This is a genomic window from Campylobacter jejuni, assembly GCF_001457695.1.
GTDB classification, from domain to species: domain Bacteria; phylum Campylobacterota; class Campylobacteria; order Campylobacterales; family Campylobacteraceae; genus Campylobacter_D; species Campylobacter_D jejuni.
In genome coordinates this window covers 503,995-530,740 of the sequence record NZ_LN831025.1, presented here as the reverse complement: position 1 = coordinate 530,740, position 26,746 = coordinate 503,995, and the positions used below count along the sequence as shown (strand labels likewise).

Here is a 26,746-nt window from a genome sequence, read left to right as displayed (position 1 = left end):
TTTTTATGCATTTTTATATCCATATTCCATTTTGTGAAAGCAAATGTAATTATTGCGCTTTTACAAGTTTGAAAAAAAATGATTATGAAAAAGCCTATTTTCAGGCTTTAAAAGAAGATATTGTTTTTCAATTAAAACAATTTAACATTCAATCAAATCAAATTAAAACCTTATTCATAGGCGGAGGAACACCAAGTTGTGTCGATGCGTATAATTATGAAGATATTTTTAAAATTTTATATCCCTTACTAGATAAAAATGTAGAAATTTCATGCGAAGCTAATCCCAACTCAGCAACATTAAATTGGCTTAAAAATATGAAAAATCTAGGAGTTAATCGCATTTCTTTTGGAGCTCAAAGTTTTCATCCTAAAAAACTTCACTTTCTTGGAAGAATTCACAATCAAGAAATGATTATCAAAGCATTAGAAAATGCAAATAAAGTAGGTTTTAAAAATATCAATTTAGATCTTATTTATGATACAAAATTAGACAATAAAAAAATGCTTGAATTTGAACTCTTACACTTAAAACAAATCAAGGCTTTAATCACACACCTTAGTGCTTATAATTTAACCATAGAATCAAACACAGCCTTTGCCAAAAAAGAACATTTCAAAAAAAATGCTCCTAATTTAATGAAATTTTTTATCAAACAACTTCTAGAGCTTGACTTTTTTCAATATGAAATCAGCAATTTTTCAAAAACCAAAGCCCAAATTTGCAAACATAATCTTGCTTATTGGCAAGGAAAAAACTACCTAGCTTGTGGATTAAGTGCGGTAGGATTTTATGAAAATAAGCGTTTTTATACAGCAAAAAATTTAAAAAATTACATAGAAAATCCCACTTTTAGATCTATAGAGCAACTAAGCTCTAAAGACTTGAATTTAGAACACCTATTTTTAGGACTTAGAAGTATAGTAGGGATTGATGAAACAAAACTCAATCAATGGCAAAAAGACAAAATAAATATATTATTAAAAGAAAAAAAACTCTTTTACAAAAATAAAAGATATTTTAATCCTAATTTTCTCATTAGCGACGAACTTGCTTTATATCTCTCATCTTAAATTTAAGTTTTTTAAGTAAAATATTTATTTAAAATATCAAATCAAAGAGTAACGATTAATGAGTTTTGGTGAAATTATAGTTATTTTAGTTGTAGCGATTTTAGTCTTAGGGCCTGATAAACTTCCAGAAGCTATAGTACAAATAGCAAAAATTCTAAAGGCTGTAAAACGCAACATAGATGATGCAAAATCAAGCATAGAAAAAGAAATACGCATCAATGACTTAAAAGAAGAAGCTAAGAAATACAAAGATGAATTTTCAAGCACTAATGAAAATATACGCAAAAAACTCAGTTTTGAAGAATTTGATGACCTTAAAAGAGATATTTTAGATAAAACAAAGGTAGATTTAACCTTTGATAGCAGAGATGATAAAGTAAAAAATAACCTTAGCGGACAAAATTTAAATACAGAGGAAAAACCAAATCTTAGCAAATTAGAAACACAAGATAAAACGGAAAAATAAATGTTTGAAGAATTAAGACCTCATTTAATAGAACTTAGAAAACGCCTTTTTATAAGCGTTGCTTGCATTGTAGTTATGTTTATTGTATGTTTTGCTCTACGAAGCTATATCTTAGATATTTTAAAAGCTCCACTTATAGCTGTTTTACCCGAAGTAGCCAAACATGTGAATGTAATTGAAGTACAAGAAGCCTTATTTACCGCAATGAAGGTTAGTTTTTTTGCAGCCTTTATCTTTTCTCTACCTGTAATTTTTTGGCAATTTTGGAAATTTGTAGCTCCAGGACTTTATGATAATGAAAAACGCCTTGTGGTGCCTTTTGTTAGCTTTGCAAGCATTATGTTTGCCTTGGGGGCTTGTTTTTGCTATTTTGTTGTAGTGCCTTTGGCTTTTAAATTTTTAATTAATTTTGGTTTAAATGAAGATTTTAATCCTGTGATTACCATAGGAACTTATGTAGATTTTTTTACGAAAGTTGTTGTGGCTTTTGGCTTAGCTTTTGAAATGCCTGTAATTGCCTTTTTCTTTGCTAAAATCGGACTTATAGATGATAGTTTTTTAAAACGCCATTTTCGCATAGCTGTTTTAGTTATTTTTGTTTTTTCAGCCTTTATGACTCCACCTGATGTTTTATCTCAATTTTTAATGGCAGGACCACTTTGCGGACTTTATGGACTTTCTATTTTAATTGTTCAAAAGGTAAATCCTGCTCCAAAAGATAAAGAAAGTGATGAATAAAGACTTACTTCTTTCAAGCTATGATTACACTCTAGCTAATGAACTCATAGCCAACTATCCTACAAATCCAAAAGAAGATGCTAGGCTTTTGGTTTTTGATCACAAAAACAAAGAAATTTTTCATACTACTTTTAAAAATTTACAAGACTTTTTACCCAACTGCGCGATTTTTTTCAATGATACCAAAGTTATTAAAGCAAGAATTTATGGCAATAAAGCAAGCGGAGGAAAAATAGAGCTTTTCTTGCATCAACCTTTTTTAAATTCTCACAATCCGCTTTTTCTAGCTCAAATTAAAGGGCGTGTTAAAAAAGATGAAATCTTATATTTTAAAGATGATTTAAAAGTACGCGTTGTAGAACTTTTAAATGATGGTCTTCGAAAAGTTCAATTTTTTCAAAATGATAAAACCTTAGACACCTCAAATCTTTACAACCTGCTTGACAAGATAGGACATATACCCTTGCCTCCTTATATTAAAAGGGAGGATGAAAAAAGTGATTTGAAAGATTATCAAAGTATCTTTGCAAAAAATTTAGGCGCAGTGGCTGCTCCGACTGCAAGTTTACATTTTAGTGAGACTATGCTTGAAAATTTAAGAAAAAAACACGAAATTTATCATTTAACCTTACATGTAGGAGCTGGAACCTTTAAAAGCGTGGAATGCGAAAATATACAAGAGCATAAAATGCATAGCGAATTTTTTAATATTCCGCAGCAAGCATGTGAAATTATAGATTCTAAACAAGCTATTTTAGGCGTAGGAACAACGGTAACAAGAACCATAGAATATTATGCAAGAACTAAAACAAAAAATGGTTTTTGTGATCTTTTTTTACACCCGCAAAATCCACCTATAAGACAAAATCATCTTTTAACCAATTTTCATTTACCAAAATCTACTCTTATCATGCTAGTTTCAGCTTTTATCGGTAGAGAACAGTGTTTAAAACTTTATGAACTCGCCATAAAAGAAAAATATCGCTTTTACTCTTATGGCGATGCGATGTTAATCTTGTGATTTTTCTTTAAAATTTATTGCTATTTTAGCTTGAAGTTTTAGCCAATCTTTTTGAAGCATGATAGGAAAACCTCCATAAACACGCCCGCCTTCTAAATTTTTACTCACACCGCCTCTTGCAGCTATAGTACTAAAATCGCCTATTTTTAAATGTCCACTCGTTGCACTTTGACCACCCATAATAACATTGCGTCCTAACTCACTTGAACCTGAAATTCCAGTTTGTGCCACAATGATACAATTTTGACCTATATTGCAATTATGTCCGATTTGAACTAGATTGTCTACCTTAGTACCTGCTTTGATAATAGTACTATCAAAAACTGCTCTATCTATAGTTGTACAAGCCCCCACTTCTACAAAATCTTCTAAAACCACATTGCCATTATGATAAATTTTATAATGTTCGCCGTTTTTATTGTGCGCATAACCAAAGCCATCGCTTCCTATTACACAATTGGCAAGCAAATGACATTTTTTACCGATTTTAGTATCATTATAAATCACTACATTAGGATGGATAATACTCTCATCACCAATGCTGACATTATCGCCTATATAAGCTCCCGCCATAATGATTACATTTTCACCGATATTTACATTATCACCTATATAAACATTAGGCATGATTCTTGCACTTTTTGCGATATTTTGTACTTTTTCTTTAGCTGTGCTTATCAAAGGTTTAGCAAAAAGCTTGCTTAAAAAAGCAAAACTCAAATGTGGACTTTGAGTAATCAAAGCTTTAGTATCTTTAGGTACTAAATTTTCATATTCTTTAGATACTAAAATAGCAGCAGCTCCTGTGTGAGGTATATCTTTGGTATTTTTCTCACCATCACAATAAGTAAGCTCTGTAAAATTTGCTTTCAATAAAGAATTTAAAGCACTGATTTCTATATCCTCGCCTTTATATTCCAAGCTTAAAAATTCTGCTATTTCACTTAATTTCATTTAATCTCCATCAAAACAGATCCACTGCGAACTATATCACTAGGATTGTATTTTTTAATTGTTTTTAAAAAATTATCAATGCGATTTGCATCATCAGCAACCATTAAAAACAAAAAATTCTCATTGCTATTTGCAATAGTACCATTATAAGCTTTCAAAACGGCATCAAGTCCACCTAAATTTTCATTTAAAGGAATTTTCACTAAAGCCATTTCTTTGTCAATAAATTCTTCACTTTCTATCACTTTATAAGTAGGAATGAGCTTATGAAGTTGTTTGACTATCTGCTCAAAAGTTCTTTCATTTCCTGAGGTGACTATATTAATACGAGAAAATTCTTTATTTTCCAAAGGTGCTACTGTAAGCGAGTCAATATTATAACCTCTTCCTGAAAAAAGTCCTACTATACGAGATAAAACCCCATGCTCATTTAAAACAATTACCGATAAAACCCTTCTCATTGTCTATCCTTTGCCTTTGGTAAAATCATATTATAAATCGCACCTCCTGCAGGCACCATAGGTAAAACATCTTCAAAGCGATCAATTTTTACATTTAAAAGAGAGGTTTTATCACTTTTTAAAGCTTGGCTAAAAGCTTGAATGAATTCTTCTTTATTTGAAATTTCATAACCTTCACAACCAAAACCTTGAGCTATTTTGATAAAATCAGGCTGAGTGCTTAAATCAGTTTGTGAAAAATGCTCTTTATAAAACATACTTTGCCATTGTCTTACCATACCTAAAAAGGCATTATTTAAAATAATATTTATAGTTTTTATACCATACTCATAAGCAGTCATAAGCTCTTGGATATTCATTAAAACCGATCCATCGCCTACGAAATTAATCACCACTTCTTCACCCACAGCAAGTTTTGCACCCAAAGCAGCAGGTAAAGAATATCCCATAGTTCCTTGCCCTCCGCTTGTTGCAAGTTGTCTTGGATAATTAAAAGGATAAAACTGCGCTACCCACATTTGATGCTGACCCACATCAGTAATAATCCTTGCATCTGGAGCCATTTTCGCACATTCTTCAATCACCCATTGCGGTTTTAAAATCTCATTGCTATCTTCATAAGAAAGCGGATAAAGTTCATTATAACGCTTTAAAGTTTCGTGCCATTCTTTAAAAGTTGTGTTGAAATTTTCCTTTTTAAGCTCTTCTAAAAGCTCTTTAAGAACTTCTTTAATATCTCCTACTATAGGATAATGCACATTGATAATCTTTGAAATAGAACTAGGATCAATATCAACATGAACTATAGTCGCATGTTTAGCAAATTCACTTGTTTTTCCTGTAATCCTATCATCAAATCTCGCTCCTACACTCACAAGCAAATCACACTCACTTAAAGCCATATTAGCAGCATAGCTTCCATGCATGCCTGCCATTTTAAGATTAAAAATATCATCACTTCTTAAAGTTCCAAGCGCCATCAAGGTTTCAACTGCTGGAATTTTTGTAAATTTTACAAGCTCTCTGATTTGCTCACTTGCATTAGAACTGATACAACCTCCACCCAAGTAAAATAAAGGTCTTTTTGCTTCTTTTAAAAGCTCTGCAAATTTTTTAATTTGCTTTGAGTTACCCTTATAAACGGGCTTATAAGTTTTCATAGAAATTTCTTTAGGATATTCCCAAAGTCCCAAAGTTGCACTTACATCTTTTGGTACATCTATATGCACAGGCCCAGGTCTACCACTTCTTGCTATATAAAAAGCCTCTTTTAAAATGCGTGGAAACTCTTCTATGCAAGTAACTAAATAATTATGCTTCACGCAAGGTCTTGAAATGCCTACTGCATCAATTTCTTGAAAAGCATCTGTACCAATAAGAGAATTTGCCACCTGTCCTGAAATCAACACCAAAGGGATAGAATCACTATAAGCCGTAGCTAAGCCTGTAATAGTATTTGTAAAACCTGGTCCACTTGTAACTATGGCTACACCCACTTCTCCACTCATTCTTGCGTAAGCATCAGCAGCATGCAAAGCCGCTTGTTCATGACGCACTAAAATATGTTTAAAATACTTTTGATTGTAAATTTCATCATAAATATTAAGCGCAGCGCCTCCAGGATAACCAAAAACAATTTTAACATTTTCTTCTTTTAAAGCCTCGCAAATCATTGCTGAACCGCTTAACTCTTTCATAATAACACTCCAAAAAATTATTGCAAAAGCTCTTTAAGTGCTAAATTAAGTCTTTTACCATCAACACTCGCACCTAATTTTATTTTAGCTTCTTTCATTACCAAACCTTGTTCTTTTAGTGAACTTACACCCAATTCTTCTATAAGTTGTTTTAAGGCTAAAGTTAACTCCTCATCACTTAGTTGTTTAGGCAGATAAATTTCAAAAAGACTTATTTCATTTTGTTCTTTTTGTGCTAAATCTTCACGATTTGCCTTAAGATAAAGTTCGATTGCGTCTTTGCGTTTTTTGATTTCACTTGCAATGATTTTATAAATTCTTTCATTATCTAATTCTATTCTTTCATCCACTTCTATTTGCTTAAAAGCTGCATTTAGAGTTCTTAAACTATCTCTTTTAAAATCATCTTTTTGTTTCATTGCCTCTTTGATATCGTTTAAAATTTGTTCTTTTAAAGTCATTTTTTTCCTTTTTAGTTAAAATTACAAGCTTTAAGGTTTAAACCAAAACCTTCTAAGCCTATATAGTCTTTATCACAACTTTGAGATAAAAGTTTAATTTCTTCTATACCAAAATATCTTAAAATCTGTGCTCCTATGCCATAGTTTTTGTATTGAGTAGTACTGGATTTTTCTCCTTGCATGAAAACTATAACGCCACCATTTTCACTAAGAAATTTGATTTGCTCTAAAAGTTTTGAAAATTTATCTGAAGTTAAAAGCTCAAAATCACTACCACTGATATGAAATTTAACATTTTCACATTTTTTGATATCTTTAAAGCAAAAAGCTATGTGTTGGGTTTGATTATGATCACTAAAGATAAATTTTTCTGCTTTAAAGCCTGCTAAAACACTTTGACTTTTTTCTTCAAGCTTAATAAGGCTTTCATGTTTTAGGCGATATTCTATAAGATCGCTTACGGCTATCATGTTTAAATCATGTTTTTGGCAAAAAATTTCTAGATCTTCTCTTCTTGCCATATCTCCATTATCTTTTACAATTTCACAAATCACACAAGCACCTTTTAATCCTGCTAATTTACAAAGATCAACCGTGCCTTCTGTATGACCTGTGCGTTCTAAAACCCCACCTTTTTTTGCGATTAAAGGATTGATATGCCCTGGTCTTACAAAATCACTCGCTTTAGCATTATCATCGGCAAAAATTTGTATAGTCATATTTCTTTCATAGGCGCTAACTCCCGTTGTAGCATCTTTTGCATCTACGGTTATAGTAAAAGCAGTTTCGTGATTTGAAGTATTTTTAGGCACCATTAAAGGAAGTTCAAATTTTTTTGCCAAAGTTTCATCTAAGGCTACACAAACCACACCACGAGCTTCTTTTATCATGAAATTTACTTTTTCTTGAGTGCTAAATTGCGCAGGAAAGATTAAATCGCCTTCATTTTCTCTATCTTCTGCATCTACCATAACAAGCATTTTTCCTGCTTGTAAATCCTTAATCGCTTGTTCTACGCTAACAAATTTCATTTTTATTTCCTTAAAATTTTTAAAATTATAACTTAAATTGCTTGACAAATAAATTAAAATTCATTATAATCACACTTTTAAAAAATATTTATTGGGGTATCGCCAAGCGGTAAGGCAACAGGTTTTGGTCCTGTCATTCAGGGGTTCGAATCCCTTTACCCCATCCACTTCTTATTTTATATTTCAAAGATCTTATATGCCGCGAAGTAGAGCAGTGGTTAGCTCGTCGGGCTCATAACCCGAAGGTCGGGAGTTCAAATCTCCCCTTCGCAACCAGTTATGGATTTAAAATAAATTTTATTTAGATAGATTGTTTAAATAACTTTTTAAAATATTCTCCAGCCGTGTTTTCAGTTCTATAGGAGCTAGAATTTTTATATAGGGGATCCACTGTTTAACCAAATGTAAAATTTCATCTTCATAGGAAACTTGAGTGCTTAAAGTATAGCTTGTTTCATCTTCATCAATGATTTGATAATTACTTAGTATTTCTTTTCTAAAAAAATATTCCTTAGCATTTTTATCAAGCTTTAAAATCACTTCTTTGCTTTCTCCAAGCCAGATATTAGGATCATTTTGGATTTGTTCTTGAAGTTTTTCATTGGGAATAAAATTTTCATTTTTAGTGCGAAGTTTTGAAATTTTATCTAAATTAAAATGTTTTAATTTATCGTTTTCATCTCCTAAAAGATACCAAATTCCTTTGTAATTTACGAGTTTGTAAGGTTTGATTTGGCGTTCTTTTTCCTTGTAGAAAAAATTCAATACATTGTGTTTGAGTATAGCTACACTAAGATCTTTAAAAAGCTCATAATCCACCTTTTGAAAACCTTCGTTTTTTACCATCAAAACTTTATTTACCCTATGGCTTAAAAGATCGACTATAAAGCCTTGATCGAGTTTTGGATAAAGCTCAGCAATGCCGCTTAAGGTGGCGAAATTCTGTATGTCTTTAAAGCTTAATTTTCCCAAAGCAAAGCTTTCTAAAACATATCTTCCATTTTCTTTTTTAATAGGCATAAAAGTAAGTCTTTCGTTAAGATCTCTTTGTATGGTTCTTGTATCGACATTAAACTCTTGTGCAAGCTCTTGGGCACTTAGACTTTCTCCATTGTTAAATTTTGATAAAATCTGCACCAAGCGTATGCTTAATTTGTCGTATTCTTTCATGAAATTTCCTTGTGAGTTAAAATGCTTTTTAACAAACTTACGCCTTCTATGCCTAAAATTTCATTTCTAAGTTTTTTGACTTCATTTAAACTTGGGGCTTTTGCATGAACGGCTTCATTACGGATTTCTTGAATGATAGTAAGACTTTTTGAAAAAAGATAATTGATAAATTGAGTTAAACTTTTTCCTAAATGATATTGGATATTTTCATGTCTGAGTAGAAATTTAATACTTCCAAGATTGGGTTTTTGGGTAAAAAAATCTTTAAGTATAAAAGATTTGCCTTGGACATTATAAGTTAAATCATAAAGGCTAGGATCTTTCATGCAAGCTTTTAAAAGAACTTTTTTGGCAAAAGCGTAAATTTCATATTCTAAGGTTTTGGAGTATTTGACTACAATGCTTGTAAAATCATTTAAAAGATCGTTTTCGCTTTGTAAAAGCTCTAATTCTGCATGAATGATATTGCTTATGCTATCAGGGTGCAAGAGATAAAAAATCCTTTTGCCAAAAACAAAGCGTATGAAATTTTCTTGCATGGCTAGGTATTCTTTGCTTTTATACACGCTTAGATAATGCTTTTCATCTCCTAAAAAATAAGAACACTCTTCTTTTAATCTCACAGGCAAAGGATAGGTGTAATTATTGCCATAAATGGCATAGGTGTGATCGTTTGGGGTGATGAAATTGGCTAAAAATTTATCTCTTAAAAGACTAAAATCTTCCCTGACCAATTCTCTTAAATCACTGATGATAAAAAAGTTTTCCACTTCTAAATTTTTTTCTTTATAATAACTAGGAATCAAACTTTCATCGACATTTTTAGAAATTTTTACCACCTTAGCGACAAATAAATTAGCATAATCGCTTAAAAAAAGTTGCAAGAAATTTTCTTCATTTGTACTTTGGTAAATTTCTTCTAAGAAATTTTGCTTTTCTTGATCGTTGAGTTTTGATTTGATTTTGCCAAAGGCAACTTGGGATTTTTCTTGTAAAATACTTAAATGTTGCTTGATGACATCTTCTTGATAGTAGGGGTTATAAAGGATTAAAAGGTGGTTCATGCTTTGCCTTATTTTAGGATTTCTTTGAGATTTTGCTTGATTTCATTAGGATTTTGCTCGTATTCTTGTATGAGATCTTTTAAAATTTCAAACAACTCGTTAAAATCCTGCGGGTGTTCTTTTTTAAAATTTACTATCAAATCCAAAGTTTTGCAAATACTACTTGCTTGATCTTTGCTGTCATTAAAAGCATTTTTTATATCCAAAACCATACTGATAATACGAGCACTTTGCATAGGGCTTGAAATGCGTTTAAATAAAAAGCCTTTAAACGCATTTGCAAGACTAAGAGATGAGAAAATCTTAGAAAACATTTCTTTTCCTTGATTAGTGTTTTGGTTTAAAAATTTCAAACAAAGAACTTAAAAATCCACTTTTTTCGCCTTTGCAATCACTACATATAAAATCTAAAGTATTTAAAGCATCGCTTTTAGGTTTAGCTAAAAAACTTTTGCCACATTTTATACATTTTTGAAATTTTGGAATAGGCTTAATCATGATTTATTGCTTATTTTTCTATTGATAAATTTTTAAATTCAAAATCAAGTTTTTTTCCATTTTGTATATCTTCAAAATGTTCATCTAAATAATCTATATAAAATTCTCCGATTTTTTTAGTGGCGTTGTAGGCTACTGTTGCGTTAATAGCTCCACCTATAAAATTGACACCAGGAATAAATTTCATAAGACCTGTAGCAAGCGTTTTGACTGCAAATCCTGTAACACCTGTAGCAAGTAAAGCTGTTAAAATTTTTAAAGCATCATCTTTACTGCTTAAATTAAGCTCGTAAATCATACTAATATGATAAATCATAGCACATTGATTGGTTGCAATAAGAGGAAAGTCAGAAAAAGGTATAGGAGATAATGCTACAGTTGAAGATAATCCTGCATAATATTTAATCTTATCTTGAGCCTTTTCTTTGCAAGCTTCTCTTTTTAAATCTTTATCATATTGTTGTTTTCTTGCAAAAGCATTTTTTTGTCCTTCATTTAAAAAACAATAAGTTTTATTGACTAACTCTTTAATACCTAAAAGTTTTTTAACATTTCCTTCATCATCTTCAATTGCTATAGCTCTTACTCTTTCTATTTTTTCATCATCTAATTCAAGCTCTTTTTTAACAATATCCTTAAAACTACAACCATTTTCATCTTTATCTTGTTGAGCTTTAGTGATAACCAATATTGTACAAAATTTTTCAGATTTTAAAAATTTTATTAATTCTTTTTCTTGTGGTTCTATTCTTCGATTTGCTTCACAAATACAAAACCATACCAAATGAATTTGATCTGAAGGTTCTTTTGCTTTTTGATCTTCGATAAATTGTTTTAAGTTATCAATACCTTTGTCATCTTTTATTTCAAGACCTTTACTATCATATATACAAAGTCCATCTTTTTCATATTTGTTTAAATTAGCAGTGATTGGAGAGCCGCTACCTGTTTTGGCTACTTTTTCACCAAATACGGTATTAATTAAAGTACTTTTTCCTGCACCTGTTTTTCCAAGTATTAAAACATTTAACTTATTATTTTCTTGTTCTTCTTTTTTGATTTTTTCAAACTTTGTCATTATCTCGTTAAAAAAAGATCCATTGTTGAAATTAAACTCATTATTTGCCATATTTTCTCCTTGTTTTTAAAATTTTTAACTTTGTATTTTATCAAATCCCCCCCCCCAGTCAAGGGGGAAGTGAAATTTTTAAGTTTTACGGCATAGCACTAGTGCTAAAATTGTGATTAAATATATAGCACAAAATATTATATTATAAGGATAAGGTTGCATAGAAAGAAAAATAAGTATCGCTATGCCAACAAAAACCATAAACGCTATAAAATACAAACCACACATCAACACTATAGCAACAAAGCCAGCTATAAGGCTTAAAATTCCAAGTATTATTCCCATTGTTTATCCCACATAGGAGAACTCCACACAGAAGGAAAAATATACTGAGGAAAAGTTTGAAATTTTGTTTGCAGATAAAATCTCTGTGTTTTTCTCTCCATACTTTCACTTATCATTTTTACAACCGCTAAGTCATTTTTTTCGCTTTGTGTTTCCAAAAAAGCACTCAAGCATTTAAATTTTTTAGCATAGTCGATCACTTTTATCATTTGATCTTTATAAGACGACAAAAGAAATTCTGTTTTGTGATTATTTTTAGAGGTAAAATTTTGCTCAAATTCTAAAAATTCCTTAGAATTAAAATATTTTGAAAAGCCGCTATAACACTCCATACATTCGCAAAGAAATTCTTGAATTTGATTTTTCTTTTGTTCGATTTCAAGCTTTCTTTTGAGTTTGTATTCTTCGGTATTGATTACATCCTTACAGCTTGGAACAATAGCATGTGTATCAAATTTTCTTTCTGGCTTGGATAATTTTTCGTATAATTTTTTTATGCCATATCCTGTAGCTGTAAGAGCTATACTACCAAATGCGATTTGTTTTAACATTTTCTCTCCTTGTTTTAAAATAACAAAGAAAGTATAAAACACCCTTGCGACAGGTTGTGTCGTAAAAAATAACTTTAAAATATTAAAAACTTATTTTATTAAAGCTAGCCTGTAAATTCAGTAGTTTCATAGCCTATAGGTTTATCTACAAAACAAGATTTTTCTTTTAAAAATACAACTTCTATAGTTCCAACAGGCCCATTTCTATTTTTTCCAACAATAATTTCAGCATTTTCTTGCATAGGATTTGGTATAAAAAGCCTTTGATAAGCTTTACCTTCAGCTTTAGCTTTATTCTCTCTTTCTTTTTCTTCTTGTTCTCTATAAACCTCATCGCGATATACAAACAAAATAGCATCCGCATCTTGCTCTATAGCTCCACTTTCTCGCAAATCACTCATCAAAGGACGCTTATTTGCCCTTTGCTCTAAGCCACGATTAAGTTGTGAAAGTGCGATAATAGGCATATCAAGCTCCCTAGCCAAAAGCTTAAGTCCTCTTGAAATTTCACTAACTTGCAAATGTCTATCATTAAAATTTGAATTACTCATCATAAGCCCTATATAGTCAATCACACAAAGTCCTATACTTTCATCTTGAGATTTTAAACGCCTTAAAATAGCCCTTACATCAGCAATAGTTGCATAACCACTATCGTAAATATATAATTTCTTTTGACTATAATCATTGCAAGCATCTCCTAAACGCTCCCATTCATCATCGTTTAAATCTGCAGTTAAAATTTTTTGCAAAGGAATAGAAGTTTTAGAAGATAGCATTCTTTGCATGATTTGAGTTGCAGGCATTTCAAGAGAAAATAAAGCCACGCCTTTTTTTTGTCTTAAAACCTTATCAATGAAATTTAAACAAAGAGTTGTCTTTCCCATACCTGGACGCGCGGCGATTATTATAAGTTCACCCCCTTTAAAGCCTTTTGTCATTTTATTTAGACCTTCAAAACCTGTATCAAGCCCTATAATACCTTTATTTTCTAAAGTTTTTTGCTTTTTAAATTCTTCAAAAAGTTCTGATATTACCATATCAACATCTTTAATATCTCTAGAATTCACACGATTTGTAATGCTAAAAATTTCTTTACCAATTTCATCTGCGATTTCACTTACAGCACGATCTTCATTGATACGAGTTGGTAAAAGATGTGCAAAACTCAAGAGTTGTCTTTTTACGGACTTTTCGCGAAGTTCATTTACATAAGCAGGCAAATCTATCATAGAAGGAGTGGCAAGAATTTCTGCTAAAATTTGCTCATCTATTTTTTTATGTTTTCTTAAAAAACTTACAGAAATGGGCTCTTTGTTATTACTACAAGCTATAACCGCTTTAAAAATATCTTGGTGAGCTTTAAGACTAAAATCTTTTGGGCTAATATCGCCTGCTATATTAGCATAAGCTTCTTCACTCATAATACAACTACTTAAAATAGCTCGTTCTAAATCCAAGTCATAATACTCTTGCTGCACTAAATTTCCTTATAAATATAAATTAATTCTAAAAATTCTATCTAAAAAAACTTAAATTATAAAACTTAATTTTTTTATAAATATTTAAAATAATATTAGTTACAATTATAAATGTAATTTAATTACAAACAACAAACATTTCAAGGAGAACATTTGAAAAAATATTTATTTTCCTGTGTTTTAGCCTCCATTTTATTAACCCAATCAGCTACGGCTGTAGAATTTCAAGAAGGTTTTAGTGGAAATTTAAGCATAGGTGTAGGTGCAAGGGATATTAAAAGTAATATTTCAACCTTGGCAAACAGTGATTATCTAAGCAGTCACAATGCTGATAATTCAGACTCCTCTTTCATTCCTTTTATCGGTGTAGAACTTTACTATGGCAACCTTATAAATAATGATAGAATTTTTATTAAAAACTACAATGGAAGAGATATCAGCGGTATAGCTTTAGGCTACGAAAGAGCTTATTTAGAGCGTTTTAGCACTTCTTTTTCTGTGATTTCCTCTTTAAGAGAAAAAGCTTATGCAAATCCTTATGCAATAGGAAATAGAGAAGAAACTGATGTTAATAGATATGGTTTTAAAATCTCTCAACTTTATGAAAGTGATTTTGGGAAATTTACCACTTCATATTTATTTAGAAAAAACAAATATGATAAAGACACTATCGCACAAAGCTCTTTAAAAAGGGAGGGGTATTATCACGAATTTGAATTAAACTATAGTTATAGCTTATTAAACCTAGGGTTAAATTATGATTACAATGATGCAGACGGAAAAGCTCAAAGCTATTCAAGATATGGTTTTAGTATAGGAACAAATTTGGCTTTTGCTAATGATTATATCTTCACTCCAAATTTAAATCTTAGCAAATATGAAGCAGTAGGAACTGATCCTATCTTCCACAAAAAACAAGATGGTAATATAGTTAAGCTTAATCTAAAAGTTGTTAAAAATCAATTTTTGGGTTATAACGGACTTTATGGTTTTGCAAATTATGGCATAGAAAAAAGAAATAGTGATATAGGATTTTATGATGAAACCTATCAAATTGTCCTAACTGGTATAGGATATAAATTCTAAAAATTATAAAAAAGCTCCTTTGATAAAATTTAAAAAAGATCTATCTCCTATAAAGATAGATCTTTAAAAATTCTTTTAAGAAAAATCCAAGCTAAAATCAAAACACAAAATTCAGCAAAAAATGGACTTAGCCATACTCCATTTAAACCTATAAAATAAGATAAAAGCAAAAGAAAAAACAAAGGTATAAATAAATTTTGTGCCAAACTTAAAACCAAAGAAAAGCTTGCCTTATTAAAAGCTGTCAAAAAAGAACCACTTAGAACATTAAACCATGCAAAAAAATAATTAAAAGCAAAAAGCGTCAAAGCTGTATAAGCAAAAGTTTTAAATTCTTGATTGTTTTCTTTTGTAAAAAGCGTGATTAAATTTTCTCCAAATATCAATATAAGCACTATAGAGAATAAAGATAAAAATCCCCCTGCAAAAAATGCCACTTTTACAATAGCTTTAATTCTTGAAAAATCTTTTTTAGCATAGTTGTAACTAAGTGCAGGCTGCATTGCATCACCCATAGCAATAATAAGCATTATAATAAAACTATCAATATATAAAACTATAGAAAAAGCTGCCACGGCTTGAGTATCAGAAATTTTTAATAAAACAAAATTTGCAAAAATACTATATAAAGATCCTGAAATATTGCCAAAAAACTCACTGCTTCCGTTATAAAGAATATTTTTAAAAATTTTTAAATTCATATATAGGCTTGAAATTTTAAGCTCTAAATTTTGAAACAAGAAAGGAAAAATTCCAAAAATACCACCTAAAACAAGTCCCAAACAAGTTGCAAGAGCAGCTGAAAATAAACCCAAACCCAACTCAACTATAAAAATATAATCAAGCACTATATTGCTTAATGCTATAATCACATTCATTACCATACTATAAGCAGTTTTTCCGCAAATTCTTAAATAATTATCCAAAGCAAAAGAAAGCATAGTAAAAGGTGCAAACAAAGCAAAAACAAACATACATTCTTTAGCCATCGTTTTAATCTCATCGCTAACATTTAAAAAATCAATCAAAACAGGTCCTAAAAAATACTCCAAAATTCCAATAAAACAAGAGATTATAAAAATAATCAACATACTTGAGCTAAATATCTTTCTAGCTAAATTCTTCTTGCCTAAACCTAAATGCATAGAAATTTGCACTGCTGATCCTATGGCTATCATATCAGCCAAAGCAAAAGACATCATGATAAAGGGAATAATCAAGGCTAGTGCCGCTAAAGCATCACTTCCTAGATATTTTCCAACAAAAATTCCATCAACTATATAATAAAAAGAAATAAAAGCCATGCTTATAACATTTGGCACGGCACATTTTACAAAAAGCCTAAAAGGGCTTAAGGTGCTAAAAATACTTGACATAATAATCCTTAAAATATTTAAAATTAAAAATATTTTAAACCGCTAATAAAATGCCAAAAGTCCTAATATGTAAGAATTTAAATAAAGTAATTTCGCAATAAGTTTATTAATATTTATTTTATTTTGCATATGAATTTTCTAGATTAAACTAAAATAAAAATTTAGCCCAAAGGCTAAATTTTAAAGTACAGAAAGAATTTTCACAGCGTCATTTAACCCTGTAACTATACTTGCTCCATTTTTAGTAGTAATATCTCCTGCTACAAAGATGCCTTTAACATTGCTTTGTTTATTTTCATCCATTAAAGGCACACCTTTATCGTCAACATTAATCCCACATTTTTGTAAAAAATCAAGTGGAGTAGAACCACCAATAGCATAAATGATTCTATCATAAATATCGCTTGTACTATCGGTAAAATTTACCTTAGCCTTGCCATTATCATCTTCTACTTCATTAATGTCAATTCCTAGTTTTAACTCTACCTTACCCGAATTTCCAGCTTCGTGAATATCTTTAAGATTTATATCATTTAATCTTGTGAATTCTTTTTTACGATAACAAAGGCTAACTTGATTTGAATTAGCCAAATCCACAGCGTATTCTGCTGCTGAATTTCCACCACCTACAACAAGAATTTTTTCATTTGCTAAAACTGAATTGGCATTAAAATTAATGATTTTTGTTAAAGTTATAGGAAGTTTGTAATCAGGTTTATTAGGCTTACCCATTCTACCTATAGCAACAATAATGTTTTTACACTCATAAACACCTTTAGCTGTGCTTACTAAAAAAACTCCATTTTCATTTTTAACGCTCTCAACTTCAGAACCAAATTCAACTTCTATATTGTGCTCTTTTAAAGCGTTTTGAAAAGTTTCTATAGTGCTTTCTTTGGTGCCATCTTCAAAAGGAACATGTCCGTGATTAGTTCCTTCGCATCCCTTATAAGCTTTATCTACTCTTTTGCCATCCTTATAAAATTGCATTAAAGTTTGACAAATGTTATTTGATTTTTCTAGTATCAAAACTTCTTTGTTTTTAAGCTTGGCTTCAACTGCACAGCCTATCCCTGTTGGACCTGCACCTACTACAATTAAATCTATTTTTTTCATTTATATTTACCTTTCAATTCTAAATTTTTTTGTATAATTTATCAAGTTTTTTGTAAATAAAGGATTAAAAATGCGAAATTTACTTGAAAATATTAAGAAAAATTCTCAAAAACTACTTAACTTAACACCCAAAGATAAAGAAAAAATTATTCTAAAATTAGCTCAAATTTTAAGAGAAAATTTCAAAATTATCCTAGAAGCAAATAAAAAAGATATGGCAAATTTCACAAAAAGCGGAGCAATGAAAGATAGGCTTTTGTTAGATGAAAAACGCATTTTAGCTCTTTGTGAAGGCCTAGAAAAAATCGCTTACATCGAAGATCCTATAGGCAAAATTTCTAAAGGCTGGAAAAATTATGCGGGTTTGAGCATACAAAAGATGAGCATTCCTTTAGGACTTATTTGTGTTATTTACGAAGCAAGGCCTAGTCTTAGCACTGAAATCGCAGCTTTAATGATAAAAAGTTCCAATGCTTGTGTATTTAAAGGTGGAAGTGAAGCAAAATTTACAAATGAGGCTATATTTACTCTTGTTAATAAAGTCCTTAAGGAATTTGATTTGCAAGATTGTTTTGCTATGTTTACCCAAAGAGATGAGATCTTGCAAATTCTAGCTTTTGATGATTTAATCGATGTGATCATACCTCGCGGAAGTTCAAATATGATACAAGAAATTGCAAACAATACCAAAATTCCTCTCATTAAGCAAAATAAAGGCTTGTGTCATGCTTTTGTAGATCAAAGTGCTAACTTAGATATGGCTTTAAAAATAATCCTTAATGCAAAGTGTCAAAGAGTAAGTGTTTGTAACGCTTTAGAAACGCTTTTAATCCATGAAAAAATTGCTAAAAATTTTATAAGTCTTTTAATCCCTGAATTTGAAAAATTTAAGGTAAAAATTCACGCCCATGAAAATGCTTTGGCTTATTTTAACAACTCAAATTTAGAAGTTTTTAAAGCAAATAAAAATACCTTTGATACAGAATGGCTTGATTTTGCTTTAAGTGTAAAATTAGTAAAAGATTGCGATGAAGCTATAGAACATATCAATAAACACAGCTCCTTGCATTCTGAAACCATTATCTCAAATGATGCTTCAAATATCGCTAAATTTCAACGCCTTATAAACTCATCTTGTATTTATGTTAATGCTTCAACGCGTTTTAGCGATGGAGGAGAATTTGGCTTTGGTGGAGAAGTTGGAATTTCAACCAGCAAATTGCATGCAAGAGGTCCTATGGGAGTTGAAGATATTTGCACTTATAAATATATAATCAGTGGGGAAGGACAAATTCGAGAGTGAATAAAATAGAAATGCTAAAGCAACACTTTAAAGAAATTGCTAAATTAAATTCAAGCGAACAAGTTTGGCAAATGCCTTTTTTTGCGGCTTTAGGCGTGGGTATAGTTTTAGGGCTTAGTGTATTTTTTGGAAAATTAAACTATGGACTCATTTCCATGATAGGAGCTTTATCTTTTTTATATGTTCCAAACACTCCTTTATATCACAGAATGGCTGTTGTGATGTGCTGTTCTTTTGGCATAGTTTCTAGTTTTTTCTTAGGAATTTTAACCCATTTTTTGCCCTCAGTTTTTGCCTTCATCCCTATAGGGCTTGTGGCCATGGGAAGTTCTGTTTTAATTAGATATTATAATATTGGTGCACCTGGATATTTTTTCTTTGTATTTTCTTGTGTTTTAGGCGCTTATTCTCCTTTTGAAGCCAAAGATTTTATCTTTTTAGTGGGTCTTGTTTTTCTTGGAGCAATGGTAGCTAATTTAATGGCTTTTTTATATTCTATCGTTGTGATTTATGGATTTAAAAATGCTTTACCTAGCGAAATTCCACCTAGAGAATACATAGGTTTTGATGCAATTTTTGTGGATTCTTTAATCATGGGTTCTTTTGTGGCTTTTTCTATATTTTTAGGAACTTTTTTAGAACTTGAAAGAAGTTATTGGATAGCCATTTCTTGCACAGCTATTATGCAAGGGGTAACTTTAAATTCTATATGGATTAAACAAATTCAACGCATCATAGGAACAGCCTTAGGGGTATGTTTTGCATGGTGGCTTTTATCTAAACAATTTCACGATATAGAGCTTGTTTTACTTATTATGTCTTTGTTTTTTATAGGACAATTTTTAGTCAATCGAAACTATGCTTTAGCTATGATTTTCTTTACTCCTTATGCTACTTATCTTTCAGAAGCGGCTAATTTTATGAGTGAAAATGCAGATACATTGATACTCACTCGTTTAATTGATGTGGTAATGGGAAGTATTTTAGGACTTTTAGGTGGTTTTGTGATTTATAAACCTTATCTAAGAGTGTATTTTGAACGCATTGCAAAATACATCTTTAGGATAAAACAAAAAGCTTAAAAGCCAAATAAAGCACAAGCATTATTTTCTAAAATTTGCTCTTGTTCTTTTTTAGATACGACAATTTCATTAAAAGCTGTTAGAACCGATGAAAAATTAACATTTGCTTCAAAATTTGTATGTGGCCAATCGCTTCCAAAAACAAAATGGCTAAGTGGAAAATGTTCTTTTAAAATTTCATATATTTCCTTTAAAATATTATAGGGCTTATAATATCAAAAAATATATTTTTCAAAGCATAAAAACAAAATCTAAATTTAAAAAATATCTATTTAGTAACAAATTTACTCATCTTATGAAATTTTTATAAAATATCCACATCCATAGCAAGCAAAGCAAAGCTTCCTAGCCAATGCGACCCAAGATAATCATCTTCTATATGAGCTATGGCTTTATCAAAATGCTCTGTAGCATTATTTCTTAAAAGAATTTTTAAATTTTCATCGCAAAAATTTGAAAGTATTTTAAAACACCAAGCACGACTTAAATTTAGCCCATCTAAATGCGCTATTTTACCATCGCTCCTATCACTCACACTCACAGGGGTAAATAAAGTTGCAGGCTTTTTTGCTTCTAAATTTGGCAAATATGCTTTAAAAAATTTTACAAAATCATTTTTAGGTAAAACAGCACTTAAAAGCACCGCTTCCATCAAAACAGGAGATAAAAACTCATCTCCACAAGGCTCTAAAGCTTGCATATTTTTATCATTTAAAAACCACTTTTTAGCACTTTGGATGATGCAATACTCCAATTCTTGATCTTTTTTAAATCTTGCATATTCTAAAGCAAAATACAAAGCAAAAGAGCTATTAAAATGAGTTCCAACTCGTATAGGATAATCCATCTTAGGCAAAAACTCCTTAAATTCTTTAACAAAAAAATCAGCTATGCCTTCTAAATTTTTAGCCCAAATTTCAGCTTTGTCATTTTCCTTAGCAAGTAAATTTATCTCCAAAGCCAGTTTTAACAACAATCCCCATCCATAAGGCCTTTCAAAACCTTTGTGCGTAGGGTTTTGAAGATACTTAAGCTCTCCTTCTGCTTTTTCTCTGCTAAATTGAGAATCTAAAGCTTTGATGATTTCATCCTTTGGAGCAAAATGAGAAAAATCTTTTAAAATTTTTACCAAAAGCCAGTGAGAATGCACGCTAGAATGCCAATCATAAGAACCGTAAAATATAGGATACATAAGTTTTGGCGGTTTAATATCATTGATATCATTAAAAGAATGTGTAATTTTATTTGGTAATTCTCTAAAAATATTTTCTAATGCAATAAAGCTAAATTGTTTTATAAATTTTTCCATTTTTTCTCCTTAAAATCTAAAAGCTAGAAAATACATTAAAAAGATATTAGCTACAAGCAAAACAAGTCCTGACATAAACTGGGCTTTAATTACGCCATTTTTATCATCTAAATTCAAAAGCGCTGCAGGAACTATATTAAAATTTGCAGCCATAGGAGTCATTAAAGTTCCGCAAAATCCACTAAGCATTCCAATCGCACCTATAATAGCAGGATTTGCATGCATTTGTATGATTAAAATCGGCAAAGCAATAGCTGCAGTAATCACAGGAAAAGCTGCAAAAGCATTACCCATTACTATAGTAAAAAAAGTGTCATAGCGATACAATACACAGCGACCGCAATAAAAGCATTATCTAAACTAATATAACTAGATAAAAGTTTAGATACTTGATCACCCATTCCTGTAGAAACAAAAACTACTCCAAGTGTAGCCAAAATTTGTGGTAAAAGTGCCGCCCAACTAATGTGATCCATAGTATGCGCTGCATCTTTAACGGCTCTTTTAGGAGAAGCCTTGAACATAAAACAAGCAAGCACTGAAGAAATAATTATACCTATAATCAAAGCCATCAATGTAGCATTTTTATTTTCAAAAAAACTCAAATGGGGAAATAAAAAAAGTCCCAATAAGTGTAATCAAAGGAACCATTAAAGCAGGAATAAAAAGTTTATTTTTATAAATATTTGCATGTTTTATCTCGTATTCTTTTTCTTCTTTGCTAACTTCAATCTTTGCTGGTTTTAATAAATTAAACCCTGCTATAAGTGCTAGTAAAATCACTATACAACCCATCACAAAATGAGGCAAAACTCCTGCTAGTAAAAAAGTAAAACTATAACTTATCCAGAATACCCCGCCGCTTATTCTTGATTTTATATCTTTAGCTTGATTAGAAAAACTTAAAATTCCAAAAACTAAAAATAAAATTCCTACAATATAATAAAGCAAATCAAGACTTATCATCACTCAACCCTTTATAAGTTTTTTCTAATCTTTTATCAAATAAATAAAGTCTAGAACAATGGATAATTAAAGCCAAAATTCCAGTTGGTATAGCCCAAACTGATAAATGCAATGGCTCAACAATAATACCATTGCTCTCATAAAAAGCTTTAATAAATAAAATAGAATGCACGGCTATAAAAATATCCTCTCCAAAAAATACAGCAACATTATCCGTTCCCGCAGAAAAAGCTTTGATTTTTTGACTATCTTTATGTGTTAAGTTTTTAAATTTAAGCTTAGCTGCAGCTTCTGCCATAGGGCGGGGGGCTATTAAAGGTCTTATCATCTGTGCATGTCCGCCTAAAGATAAAAGCCCTAAAGCTGCAGTAACTTGTCTAAAAACAAAATAATACATTAAAATTCGTCCTGTACTGGCAACTTTTATTTTAGATATTAAATTTTTAGCCTGCTCTCTTAAGCCTTTGTGTTCTAAAACAGCAAGCAAAGGCAAAATAAGCCAAATTATAGCAACATAGCGATTATCTACAAAAGATTTTCCTATATCACTAACAACCTTAACAAAATCAAAACCTGAAACAAGTCCAGCATAAATTCCAACTGAAGTTACCACTAAAAAAGGGTTAATCTTTAAAGCAAAACCTAAAACAATCAAAGGTATAGAAGCAAGAAGTAACCATTCCATAAACCATCTCCTCAATATAAATTATAAATATAATAGAAATTTTAAATTGAAGAAAAGTTTAAAAAAATATTTTTAAGAATGGAATGAGAAATTAAGTAACAAAATAAATTTTATATAAATTTAAAAAAGCCTTGGAATAGTCCAAAAGCTTTTTTTATATTATTTGTTCGCTCTTTCTATATACTCACCACGCACAGTATCAACGCGTATAACTTCACCTTCTAACACATGAAAAGGAATTTGCACTACTGCACCTGTTTCTAATGTAGCCGGTTTTTTATTTGATCCTTGAGTATCACCTTTGAAATTTGGAGCTGTTTCAATGATTTTAAGTTCAACAACTTGTGGAACTTCTACGCCGATAGCTTTACCATTATGGAAAAGCACATCTACCATCATACCATCAAGCATCCATTTTTTTGCCTCACCTACATCATCATCACTGATAGCTACTTGTTCATATGTTTGTGTATCCATAAATTGGCAATTTTCACCATCATCATAAAGATACTGCATAGTTTTATCTTCTAAATTTGGAGCTTCACATTTATCACCTGCATGGAAAGTTTTTTCAAGTACTTTACCATCAATAAAAGATTTGATTTTAATACGCACAAAAGCAGGACCTTTGCCTGGTTTTACATGCTGATACTCAACTATTTTAAAAGGAATTCCATCGATTTCTATTTTAAGTCCCTTTTTTAAATCACCCATTGAATAAGATGCCATAAATTTCCTTTGTTAAAAAATAAAAAATAATTTTATCAAATTTTGATTGATATCACAATAAAATTATTTTATTTGATGAAAAAATAAGTAAAATTACGTTAAAATCTAAATTTAAAGCATAGTAAATGCTCGCTTCTTTTTAGGAGAGGAAAGTCCGAGCTGCTAAAGACAAACATTCCATCTAACAGATGGCTAGGGTAACCTAAGGGATAGTGCAACAGAAAGAAAACTACCACGCAAGTGGAAAAGGTGAAACGGCGGGGTAAAAGCCCACCAGCGATTTTGGTAACAATTTCGGCTATGTAAACCCAATGTGCAGCAAGAAGGGATGGTTAGCGTCTTTGTTTTAACCCTTCGCTTGATTTTGTTTGCAAAAACAAAACTAGATAAATGAGCATTCAAGACAGAACTCGGCTTATCGCTATGCTTTTTAAGATTTAAAATATATCAACGCTTTTTGAAATTTTTGAATTTCAACAGCTTTTGTTTTTTTCTTTTGTTCAATCAGTATAACAGCTTCTTGCAAAAGAGCTTGAACTTGATGAAATACATCATTTGCATTTTCTTTTAAAAAATCTTCTGAAGGCGATTCTTTGGCTAAATTTTTAATAAAAGCTTTCATATCAAGTTCATCAAGTAAATTTTCAAGTTTATTGACATCTTCTTGGATTAATGCAAGTTTAAAATCACTGAGCCACTGTTTCATTGTTATGCACTTCTCTCCAAGCTTCTAGTAAACCTTTGGTTACATTTATAACTTCATTGATTCTATCTTCGTTATTTTCTAAATTTGCCAAAGATAAAAGTTGAATTTCTCTTGTATAAAGCCCGCTTAAATAATGTGCCACTTCTCCGCCTTTTTCATAGTTTAAAGTATTAATAAGCTCTATAAAAATAGCCGTGGTTCTTTTTACAAAATACACTCTTTGTTCTATATCTTCATTTCTTATGGCTACTTTAGCTCTTGCACAAAAACGCAAAATTCCCTCATAAAGCATTTCAATAAGTTTTTGCGGAGACTCTATCCCCACTTGATTTTGAGAATAAGCATTATAGGCTAAATTATTTTGCATCTTTTTTATCCTTAATTATTAGAATTGTTTGCCGCATTAATCATATTAGTTACAGTATTTAGCTGTTGATTGAGTTTATTTAAAATACTCTCATATTGCAACCATTGATTCGCCATTGTATCATATCTTGTATCAATCATAACCTGAGTTGAGTCTTTAGAGGTATTTAATGATTTAATATCATTTGTCAAACTCTCATCATATTTTGTAATTGAACCATCTTTTCCAGTCATCTCTTGCAACGTGGCTTTTAATTTTGAAAAAATACCTTTACCTTCTATAGGCTTAGAGCTTATATTTACATCAGACAAACCTAATTCCTTGAGAATGTTAGCATCTCCTTTGATTGAAAAATCTGAGCTACCATCTCCGCTAAAATTCAACTTAAACCCTTTAACATTGTTTTGATCATAAGATTCAACCTTAACTTTTAAACCTTCAATACCTTTGCTGTTTATATGATTAGCTAAATTTTGAAGCAATTCTTCCTCTGTTTTTCCTGTTAATTTAAAATTAGTACCATCAGAATTTTTAGATAAATCATATGTTTGATTATTAAAAACTATGGTAAAATCTCCTGGTTTAAAATCTAAACCATTAGCACTACCTCCATTGGAATTAAGATATTTACTTAAACTTCCTGTCTTAATTACCTCTCCTGTGTGATTAATGTCTTCGTATTTAGTAATATTTGAAAAAAAACTTTCAGCAGAGTCTGGATCTTCTTTAACTTTTTTTTCAAATTTAGAAGAATCAAAACTCAAAGTGCCTGCATCATTTAAACTTAAGCCAAAATCCTGCATAGAAAGCATAACCTTAGTGTTTACTTTATTACCATTTGCATCTTCAGTAGTTCCATCAACAACTTGAGAATCAAACAAATCAGCAAGAATGCTTGAGCGTATTGAATTTACTTCACTGATGCCTTGTAAAGTTCCTTTTGTTCCAGTTTCACTATTATAGTCAGTTGCAGCATTAAGATTGGTTACTAAATCATTATAAGCATCCACCAAATCTTGCATGGCTTTTGTCACACCTTCAAAATCTTGCTGTACATCAAAATTAATTTCACCTGTTTTATTTAAAGTTAAAGTCATTCCTACACCAAGATCGGTAACAGTATTACTTGATCTAAACATCTTAATACCATCAAGTGTGAATTCTGCATTTTGCGCAGTTTGGATATGCAAAGAAGCATCCTTAATACCATAACCTTTTTTATCCTTAGCTGGATCAATAGAACTCGTTGTATCTAATTCCCATCCAAGACTTTTGAATATTTTTTCTGCCTCTAAATCACTTTTATACTGACCCTGCGCATCTTTTTTTCCTGCATAGAAACTTATCGCACTGTCTTCGCCTGTTTCTTTACTGGTTAAAGTTAAGCGGTAAGGAGTGCCTTTCTCTCCTGTGTTTACAATCTTAGCGACAATCTCTCCTCCACTAGCTTCATTAATTTTATCAGCTAAATCTCTATAGGTTGTGTTTTTATCTACCGTAACAGTATATTCTTTGCCATTTGAAAAAAAAGTAAGATCGGCAGTTCCATTTAATTGTGCATTAACAAAACCACCGTCATTTGCCAATCCTTGACTTTGATACACATCTTTTTGTGCAAGTTGAGTAACATTGATATTCATGCTTTGTAAAGCAACACCCGAATTAACCGTAAGACTTGCTGGAGGATTATCGCTAATACTTCCTACAACTTTTCTTTTCGCAAAAACCGTAGCATCAGCTAATGATGAAACAGCCGTCTGAAAACTTAGTAATTTAGTTTTGATTTCTGTTAAATCTTTTTGTTTGGTTGTATTTTCTTCAATTTTTTTAGTATAAGGATCAATACGAGCTTTTTGCTCTGCTTCTTTTAATTTATCTATAGTATCTTGAGTTAAAACCCCAGAACCAAATCCTAAACTAGATAGACTACCAAATGCCATT

27 protein-coding genes, 2 tRNA genes, 1 other RNA gene and 3 pseudogenes are annotated in these 26,746 nt (G+C 30.7%); 10 read left to right on the top strand and 23 right to left on the bottom strand.

What is annotated here, in order from left to right:
* Window positions 1-5 precede the first annotated feature (5 nt).
* The 4 genes and pseudogenes from hemW to queA all read left to right on the top strand — a co-directional run bounded on the left by hemW (window position 6) and on the right by queA (window position 3,298).
* Complete coding sequence (gene hemW / locus AT682_RS02800; protein WP_002870118.1) at window positions 6-1,073, top strand: radical SAM family heme chaperone HemW; 1,068 nt, start codon at window positions 6-8, stop codon at window positions 1,071-1,073.
* A gap of 58 nt (window positions 1,074-1,131) precedes the next feature.
* Window positions 1,132-1,547, top strand: a pseudogene (gene tatB, locus AT682_RS02795) (Sec-independent protein translocase protein TatB).
* Complete coding sequence (tatC, locus tag AT682_RS02790; RefSeq protein WP_002856930.1) at window positions 1,540-2,277, top strand: twin-arginine translocase subunit TatC; 738 nt, start codon at window positions 1,540-1,542, stop codon at window positions 2,275-2,277. Before tatB ends, tatC begins: the two are co-directional and overlap by 8 nt.
* Complete coding sequence (queA, locus tag AT682_RS02785) at window positions 2,270-3,298, top strand: tRNA preQ1(34) S-adenosylmethionine ribosyltransferase-isomerase QueA (protein ID WP_002882869.1); 1,029 nt, start codon at window positions 2,270-2,272, stop codon at window positions 3,296-3,298. Before tatC ends, queA begins: the two co-directional genes overlap by 8 nt.
* Here the strand turns inward: queA and lpxD are convergent.
* Genes lpxD through AT682_RS02760 form a run of 5 tightly spaced genes read right to left on the bottom strand, consistent with a single transcriptional unit; the run spans window position 3,287 to window position 7,902 of the window.
* Complete coding sequence (lpxD, locus tag AT682_RS02780; protein WP_002852180.1) at window positions 3,287-4,252, bottom strand: UDP-3-O-(3-hydroxymyristoyl)glucosamine N-acyltransferase; 966 nt, start codon at window positions 4,250-4,252, stop codon at window positions 3,287-3,289. The two genes, queA and lpxD, sit on opposite strands and share 12 nt — an antisense overlap.
* On the bottom strand, window positions 4,249-4,713 hold the full coding sequence (gene ilvN / locus AT682_RS02775) for an acetolactate synthase small subunit (RefSeq protein WP_002852211.1): 465 nt from the start codon (window positions 4,711-4,713) through the stop codon (window positions 4,249-4,251). The genes lpxD and ilvN overlap by 4 nt, the downstream gene beginning before the upstream one ends.
* On the bottom strand, window positions 4,710-6,410 hold the full coding sequence (gene ilvI, locus AT682_RS02770; protein WP_002882872.1) for an acetolactate synthase large subunit: 1,701 nt from the start codon (window positions 6,408-6,410) through the stop codon (window positions 4,710-4,712). The genes ilvN and ilvI overlap by 4 nt, the downstream gene beginning before the upstream one ends.
* A gap of 17 nt (window positions 6,411-6,427) precedes the next feature.
* Entirely contained in the window at window positions 6,428-6,871 is a 444-nt protein-coding gene (locus tag AT682_RS02765) for a GatB/YqeY domain-containing protein (RefSeq protein WP_002852081.1), read from the bottom strand.
* An 11-nt stretch (window positions 6,872-6,882) separates the two neighbouring features.
* Window positions 6,883-7,902 carry a bifunctional 3,4-dihydroxy-2-butanone 4-phosphate synthase/GTP cyclohydrolase II gene (locus tag AT682_RS02760; protein ID WP_002852104.1) on the bottom strand — a complete coding sequence of 340 codons (1,020 nt, stop codon included), beginning with the start codon at window positions 7,900-7,902 and terminating at the stop codon, window positions 6,883-6,885.
* A gap of 92 nt (window positions 7,903-7,994) precedes the next feature.
* On the opposite strand from AT682_RS02760, the gene AT682_RS02755 reads away from it, so the two are divergent.
* Both AT682_RS02755 and AT682_RS02750 read left to right on the top strand, forming a co-directional pair.
* Window positions 7,995-8,069 (top strand) — tRNA-Gln (locus tag AT682_RS02755).
* 33 nt (window positions 8,070-8,102) lie between these two features.
* Window positions 8,103-8,178: transfer RNA gene (locus AT682_RS02750), tRNA-Met, on the top strand.
* A 21-nt stretch (window positions 8,179-8,199) separates the two neighbouring features.
* Here the strand turns inward: AT682_RS02750 and AT682_RS02745 are convergent.
* The 8 genes from AT682_RS02745 to dnaB all read right to left on the bottom strand — a co-directional run bounded on the left by AT682_RS02745 (window position 8,200) and on the right by dnaB (window position 14,080).
* Window positions 8,200-9,072 carry a helix-turn-helix transcriptional regulator gene (locus AT682_RS02745; protein WP_002882876.1) on the bottom strand — a complete coding sequence of 291 codons (873 nt, stop codon included), beginning with the start codon at window positions 9,070-9,072 and terminating at the stop codon, window positions 8,200-8,202.
* On the bottom strand, window positions 9,069-10,136 hold the full coding sequence (locus tag AT682_RS02740) for an HP0729 family protein (RefSeq protein ID WP_002882878.1): 1,068 nt from the start codon (window positions 10,134-10,136) through the stop codon (window positions 9,069-9,071). The genes AT682_RS02745 and AT682_RS02740 overlap by 4 nt, the downstream gene beginning before the upstream one ends.
* 8 nt (window positions 10,137-10,144) lie before the next feature.
* A complete protein-coding gene (locus AT682_RS02735) occupies window positions 10,145-10,450 on the bottom strand; it encodes a hypothetical protein (RefSeq protein ID WP_002866447.1) in 306 nt (101 codons plus the stop codon).
* A gap of 13 nt (window positions 10,451-10,463) precedes the next feature.
* On the bottom strand, window positions 10,464-10,634 hold the full coding sequence (locus AT682_RS09490; RefSeq protein WP_002859946.1) for a hypothetical protein: 171 nt from the start codon (window positions 10,632-10,634) through the stop codon (window positions 10,464-10,466).
* A gap of 10 nt (window positions 10,635-10,644) precedes the next feature.
* Complete coding sequence (locus AT682_RS02730; RefSeq protein WP_002882879.1) at window positions 10,645-11,763, bottom strand: YcjF family protein; 1,119 nt, start codon at window positions 11,761-11,763, stop codon at window positions 10,645-10,647.
* A 78-nt stretch (window positions 11,764-11,841) separates the two neighbouring features.
* The gene (locus AT682_RS02725) at window positions 11,842-12,048 is read right to left on the bottom strand and encodes a hypothetical protein (protein ID WP_002882881.1); all 207 of its coding nucleotides are present in this window, start codon (window positions 12,046-12,048) and stop codon (window positions 11,842-11,844) included.
* Window positions 12,039-12,641, bottom strand: coding sequence for a hypothetical protein (locus AT682_RS02720; RefSeq protein ID WP_079263879.1), 603 nt, complete (start codon window positions 12,639-12,641; stop codon window positions 12,039-12,041). Before AT682_RS02720 ends, AT682_RS02725 begins: the two co-directional genes overlap by 10 nt.
* Window positions 12,642-12,703: 62 nt before the next feature.
* On the bottom strand, window positions 12,704-14,080 hold the full coding sequence (dnaB, locus tag AT682_RS02715; RefSeq protein ID WP_002882884.1) for a replicative DNA helicase: 1,377 nt from the start codon (window positions 14,078-14,080) through the stop codon (window positions 12,704-12,706).
* Window positions 14,081-14,233: 153 nt separating this feature from the next.
* Here dnaB and AT682_RS02710 point away from each other — a divergent pair, with 153 nt between their 5' ends.
* Window positions 14,234-15,166 carry a DUF2860 family protein gene (locus AT682_RS02710; protein ID WP_004306822.1) on the top strand — a complete coding sequence of 311 codons (933 nt, stop codon included), beginning with the start codon at window positions 14,234-14,236 and terminating at the stop codon, window positions 15,164-15,166.
* A gap of 47 nt (window positions 15,167-15,213) precedes the next feature.
* Here AT682_RS02710 and AT682_RS02705 read toward each other — a convergent pair whose 3' ends face one another.
* Together AT682_RS02705 and AT682_RS02700 are read right to left on the bottom strand one after the other, a co-directional pair.
* Complete coding sequence (locus tag AT682_RS02705) at window positions 15,214-16,542, bottom strand: MATE family efflux transporter (protein WP_004306824.1); 1,329 nt, start codon at window positions 16,540-16,542, stop codon at window positions 15,214-15,216.
* A 180-nt stretch (window positions 16,543-16,722) separates the two neighbouring features.
* Complete coding sequence (locus tag AT682_RS02700; protein ID WP_004306826.1) at window positions 16,723-17,658, bottom strand: NAD(P)-binding domain-containing protein; 936 nt, start codon at window positions 17,656-17,658, stop codon at window positions 16,723-16,725.
* Window positions 17,659-17,728: 70 nt separating this feature from the next.
* Here AT682_RS02700 and proA point away from each other — a divergent pair, with 70 nt between their 5' ends.
* Complete coding sequence (gene proA / locus AT682_RS02695; RefSeq protein WP_004306828.1) at window positions 17,729-18,961, top strand: glutamate-5-semialdehyde dehydrogenase; 1,233 nt, start codon at window positions 17,729-17,731, stop codon at window positions 18,959-18,961.
* The gene (locus tag AT682_RS02690) at window positions 18,958-20,043 is read left to right on the top strand and encodes an FUSC family protein (protein ID WP_016818285.1); all 1,086 of its coding nucleotides are present in this window, start codon (window positions 18,958-18,960) and stop codon (window positions 20,041-20,043) included. The genes proA and AT682_RS02690 overlap by 4 nt, the downstream gene beginning before the upstream one ends.
* On the opposite strand, the pseudogene AT682_RS09150 reads toward AT682_RS02690, so the two are convergent.
* From AT682_RS09150 to efp, 5 genes and pseudogenes are all read right to left on the bottom strand, one after another.
* Window positions 20,040-20,234 (bottom strand): annotated as a pseudogene (locus AT682_RS09150) (amidohydrolase family protein); the annotation flags it as partial. The gene AT682_RS02690 and the pseudogene AT682_RS09150 sit on opposite strands and share 4 nt — an antisense overlap.
* Before the next feature lie 113 nt (window positions 20,235-20,347).
* Entirely contained in the window at window positions 20,348-21,352 is a 1,005-nt protein-coding gene (locus AT682_RS02685; RefSeq protein WP_004306833.1) for a DUF2891 domain-containing protein, read from the bottom strand.
* 9 nt (window positions 21,353-21,361) lie between these two features.
* A pseudogene (locus AT682_RS02680) lies at window positions 21,362-22,318 on the bottom strand (DUF979 domain-containing protein).
* A complete protein-coding gene (locus tag AT682_RS02675; protein ID WP_004306835.1) occupies window positions 22,305-23,003 on the bottom strand; it encodes a DUF969 domain-containing protein in 699 nt (232 codons plus the stop codon). Before AT682_RS02675 ends, AT682_RS02680 begins: the two are co-directional and overlap by 14 nt.
* A 159-nt stretch (window positions 23,004-23,162) precedes the next feature.
* On the bottom strand, window positions 23,163-23,732 hold the full coding sequence (gene efp / locus AT682_RS02670; protein ID WP_002855210.1) for an elongation factor P: 570 nt from the start codon (window positions 23,730-23,732) through the stop codon (window positions 23,163-23,165).
* Window positions 23,733-23,845: 113 nt separating this feature from the next.
* On the opposite strand from efp, the gene rnpB reads away from it, so the two are divergent.
* Window positions 23,846-24,166, top strand: an RNA gene (gene rnpB / locus AT682_RS09100) — RNase P RNA component class A.
* Here rnpB and AT682_RS02665 read toward each other — a convergent pair.
* From AT682_RS02665 to fliD, 3 genes are read right to left on the bottom strand one after another with little or no spacing between them, the layout of a single operon-like run.
* On the bottom strand, window positions 24,163-24,438 hold the full coding sequence (locus AT682_RS02665) for a hypothetical protein (RefSeq protein WP_004306836.1): 276 nt from the start codon (window positions 24,436-24,438) through the stop codon (window positions 24,163-24,165). The genes rnpB and AT682_RS02665 overlap by 4 nt on opposite strands.
* A complete protein-coding gene (gene fliS / locus AT682_RS02660) occupies window positions 24,419-24,805 on the bottom strand; it encodes a flagellar export chaperone FliS (protein WP_002776169.1) in 387 nt (128 codons plus the stop codon). Before fliS ends, AT682_RS02665 begins: the two co-directional genes overlap by 20 nt.
* A gap of 11 nt (window positions 24,806-24,816) precedes the next feature.
* Window positions 24,817-26,745 (bottom strand): flagellar filament capping protein FliD, encoded by a 1,929-nt coding sequence (gene fliD / locus AT682_RS02655; protein ID WP_004306838.1) that lies wholly within the window; start codon window positions 26,743-26,745, stop codon window positions 24,817-24,819.
* Window position 26,746: the final 1 nt, after the last annotated feature.

Excerpts from the sequence above, each read along its gene's own strand:
- AT682_RS02705 (WP_004306824.1), bottom strand. The coding sequence starts at position 16,542 with ATGTCAAGTATTTTTAGCACCTTAAGCCCTTTTAGGCTTTTTGTAAAA.
- AT682_RS09490 (WP_002859946.1), bottom strand. The coding sequence starts at position 10,634 with ATGATTAAGCCTATTCCAAAATTTCAAAAATGTATAAAATGTGGCAAA.
- queA (WP_002882869.1), top strand. The coding sequence starts at position 2,270 with ATGAATAAAGACTTACTTCTTTCAAGCTATGATTACACTCTAGCTAAT.
- AT682_RS02745 (WP_002882876.1), bottom strand. The coding sequence starts at position 9,072 with ATGAAAGAATACGACAAATTAAGCATACGCTTGGTGCAGATTTTATCA.
- AT682_RS02765 (WP_002852081.1), bottom strand. The coding sequence starts at position 6,871 with ATGACTTTAAAAGAACAAATTTTAAACGATATCAAAGAGGCAATGAAA.
- AT682_RS02735 (WP_002866447.1), bottom strand. The coding sequence starts at position 10,450 with ATGTTTTCTAAGATTTTCTCATCTCTTAGTCTTGCAAATGCGTTTAAA.
- AT682_RS02665 (WP_004306836.1), bottom strand. The coding sequence starts at position 24,438 with ATGAAACAGTGGCTCAGTGATTTTAAACTTGCATTAATCCAAGAAGAT.
- AT682_RS02675 (WP_004306835.1), bottom strand. The coding sequence starts at position 23,003 with ATGGAATGGTTACTTCTTGCTTCTATACCTTTGATTGTTTTAGGTTTT.
- efp (WP_002855210.1), bottom strand. The coding sequence starts at position 23,732 with ATGGCATCTTATTCAATGGGTGATTTAAAAAAGGGACTTAAAATAGAA.
- AT682_RS02700 (WP_004306826.1), bottom strand. The coding sequence starts at position 17,658 with ATGAAAAAAATAGATTTAATTGTAGTAGGTGCAGGTCCAACAGGGATA.
- AT682_RS02760 (WP_002852104.1), bottom strand. The coding sequence starts at position 7,902 with ATGAAATTTGTTAGCGTAGAACAAGCGATTAAGGATTTACAAGCAGGA.
- tatC (WP_002856930.1), top strand. The coding sequence starts at position 1,540 with ATGTTTGAAGAATTAAGACCTCATTTAATAGAACTTAGAAAACGCCTT.
- AT682_RS02725 (WP_002882881.1), bottom strand. The coding sequence starts at position 12,048 with ATGGGAATAATACTTGGAATTTTAAGCCTTATAGCTGGCTTTGTTGCT.
- fliD (WP_004306838.1), bottom strand. The coding sequence starts at position 26,745 with ATGGCATTTGGTAGTCTATCTAGTTTAGGATTTGGTTCTGGGGTTTTA.
- fliS (WP_002776169.1), bottom strand. The coding sequence starts at position 24,805 with ATGCAAAATAATTTAGCCTATAATGCTTATTCTCAAAATCAAGTGGGG.
- AT682_RS02730 (WP_002882879.1), bottom strand. The coding sequence starts at position 11,763 with ATGGCAAATAATGAGTTTAATTTCAACAATGGATCTTTTTTTAACGAG.
- AT682_RS02685 (WP_004306833.1), bottom strand. The coding sequence starts at position 21,352 with ATGGAAAAATTTATAAAACAATTTAGCTTTATTGCATTAGAAAATATT.
- lpxD (WP_002852180.1), bottom strand. The coding sequence starts at position 4,252 with ATGAAATTAAGTGAAATAGCAGAATTTTTAAGCTTGGAATATAAAGGC.
- proA (WP_004306828.1), top strand. The coding sequence starts at position 17,729 with ATGCGAAATTTACTTGAAAATATTAAGAAAAATTCTCAAAAACTACTT.
- ilvI (WP_002882872.1), bottom strand. The coding sequence starts at position 6,410 with ATGAAAGAGTTAAGCGGTTCAGCAATGATTTGCGAGGCTTTAAAAGAA.
- ilvN (WP_002852211.1), bottom strand. The coding sequence starts at position 4,713 with ATGAGAAGGGTTTTATCGGTAATTGTTTTAAATGAGCATGGGGTTTTA.
- AT682_RS02740 (WP_002882878.1), bottom strand. The coding sequence starts at position 10,136 with ATGAACCACCTTTTAATCCTTTATAACCCCTACTATCAAGAAGATGTC.
- hemW (WP_002870118.1), top strand. The coding sequence starts at position 6 with ATGCATTTTTATATCCATATTCCATTTTGTGAAAGCAAATGTAATTAT.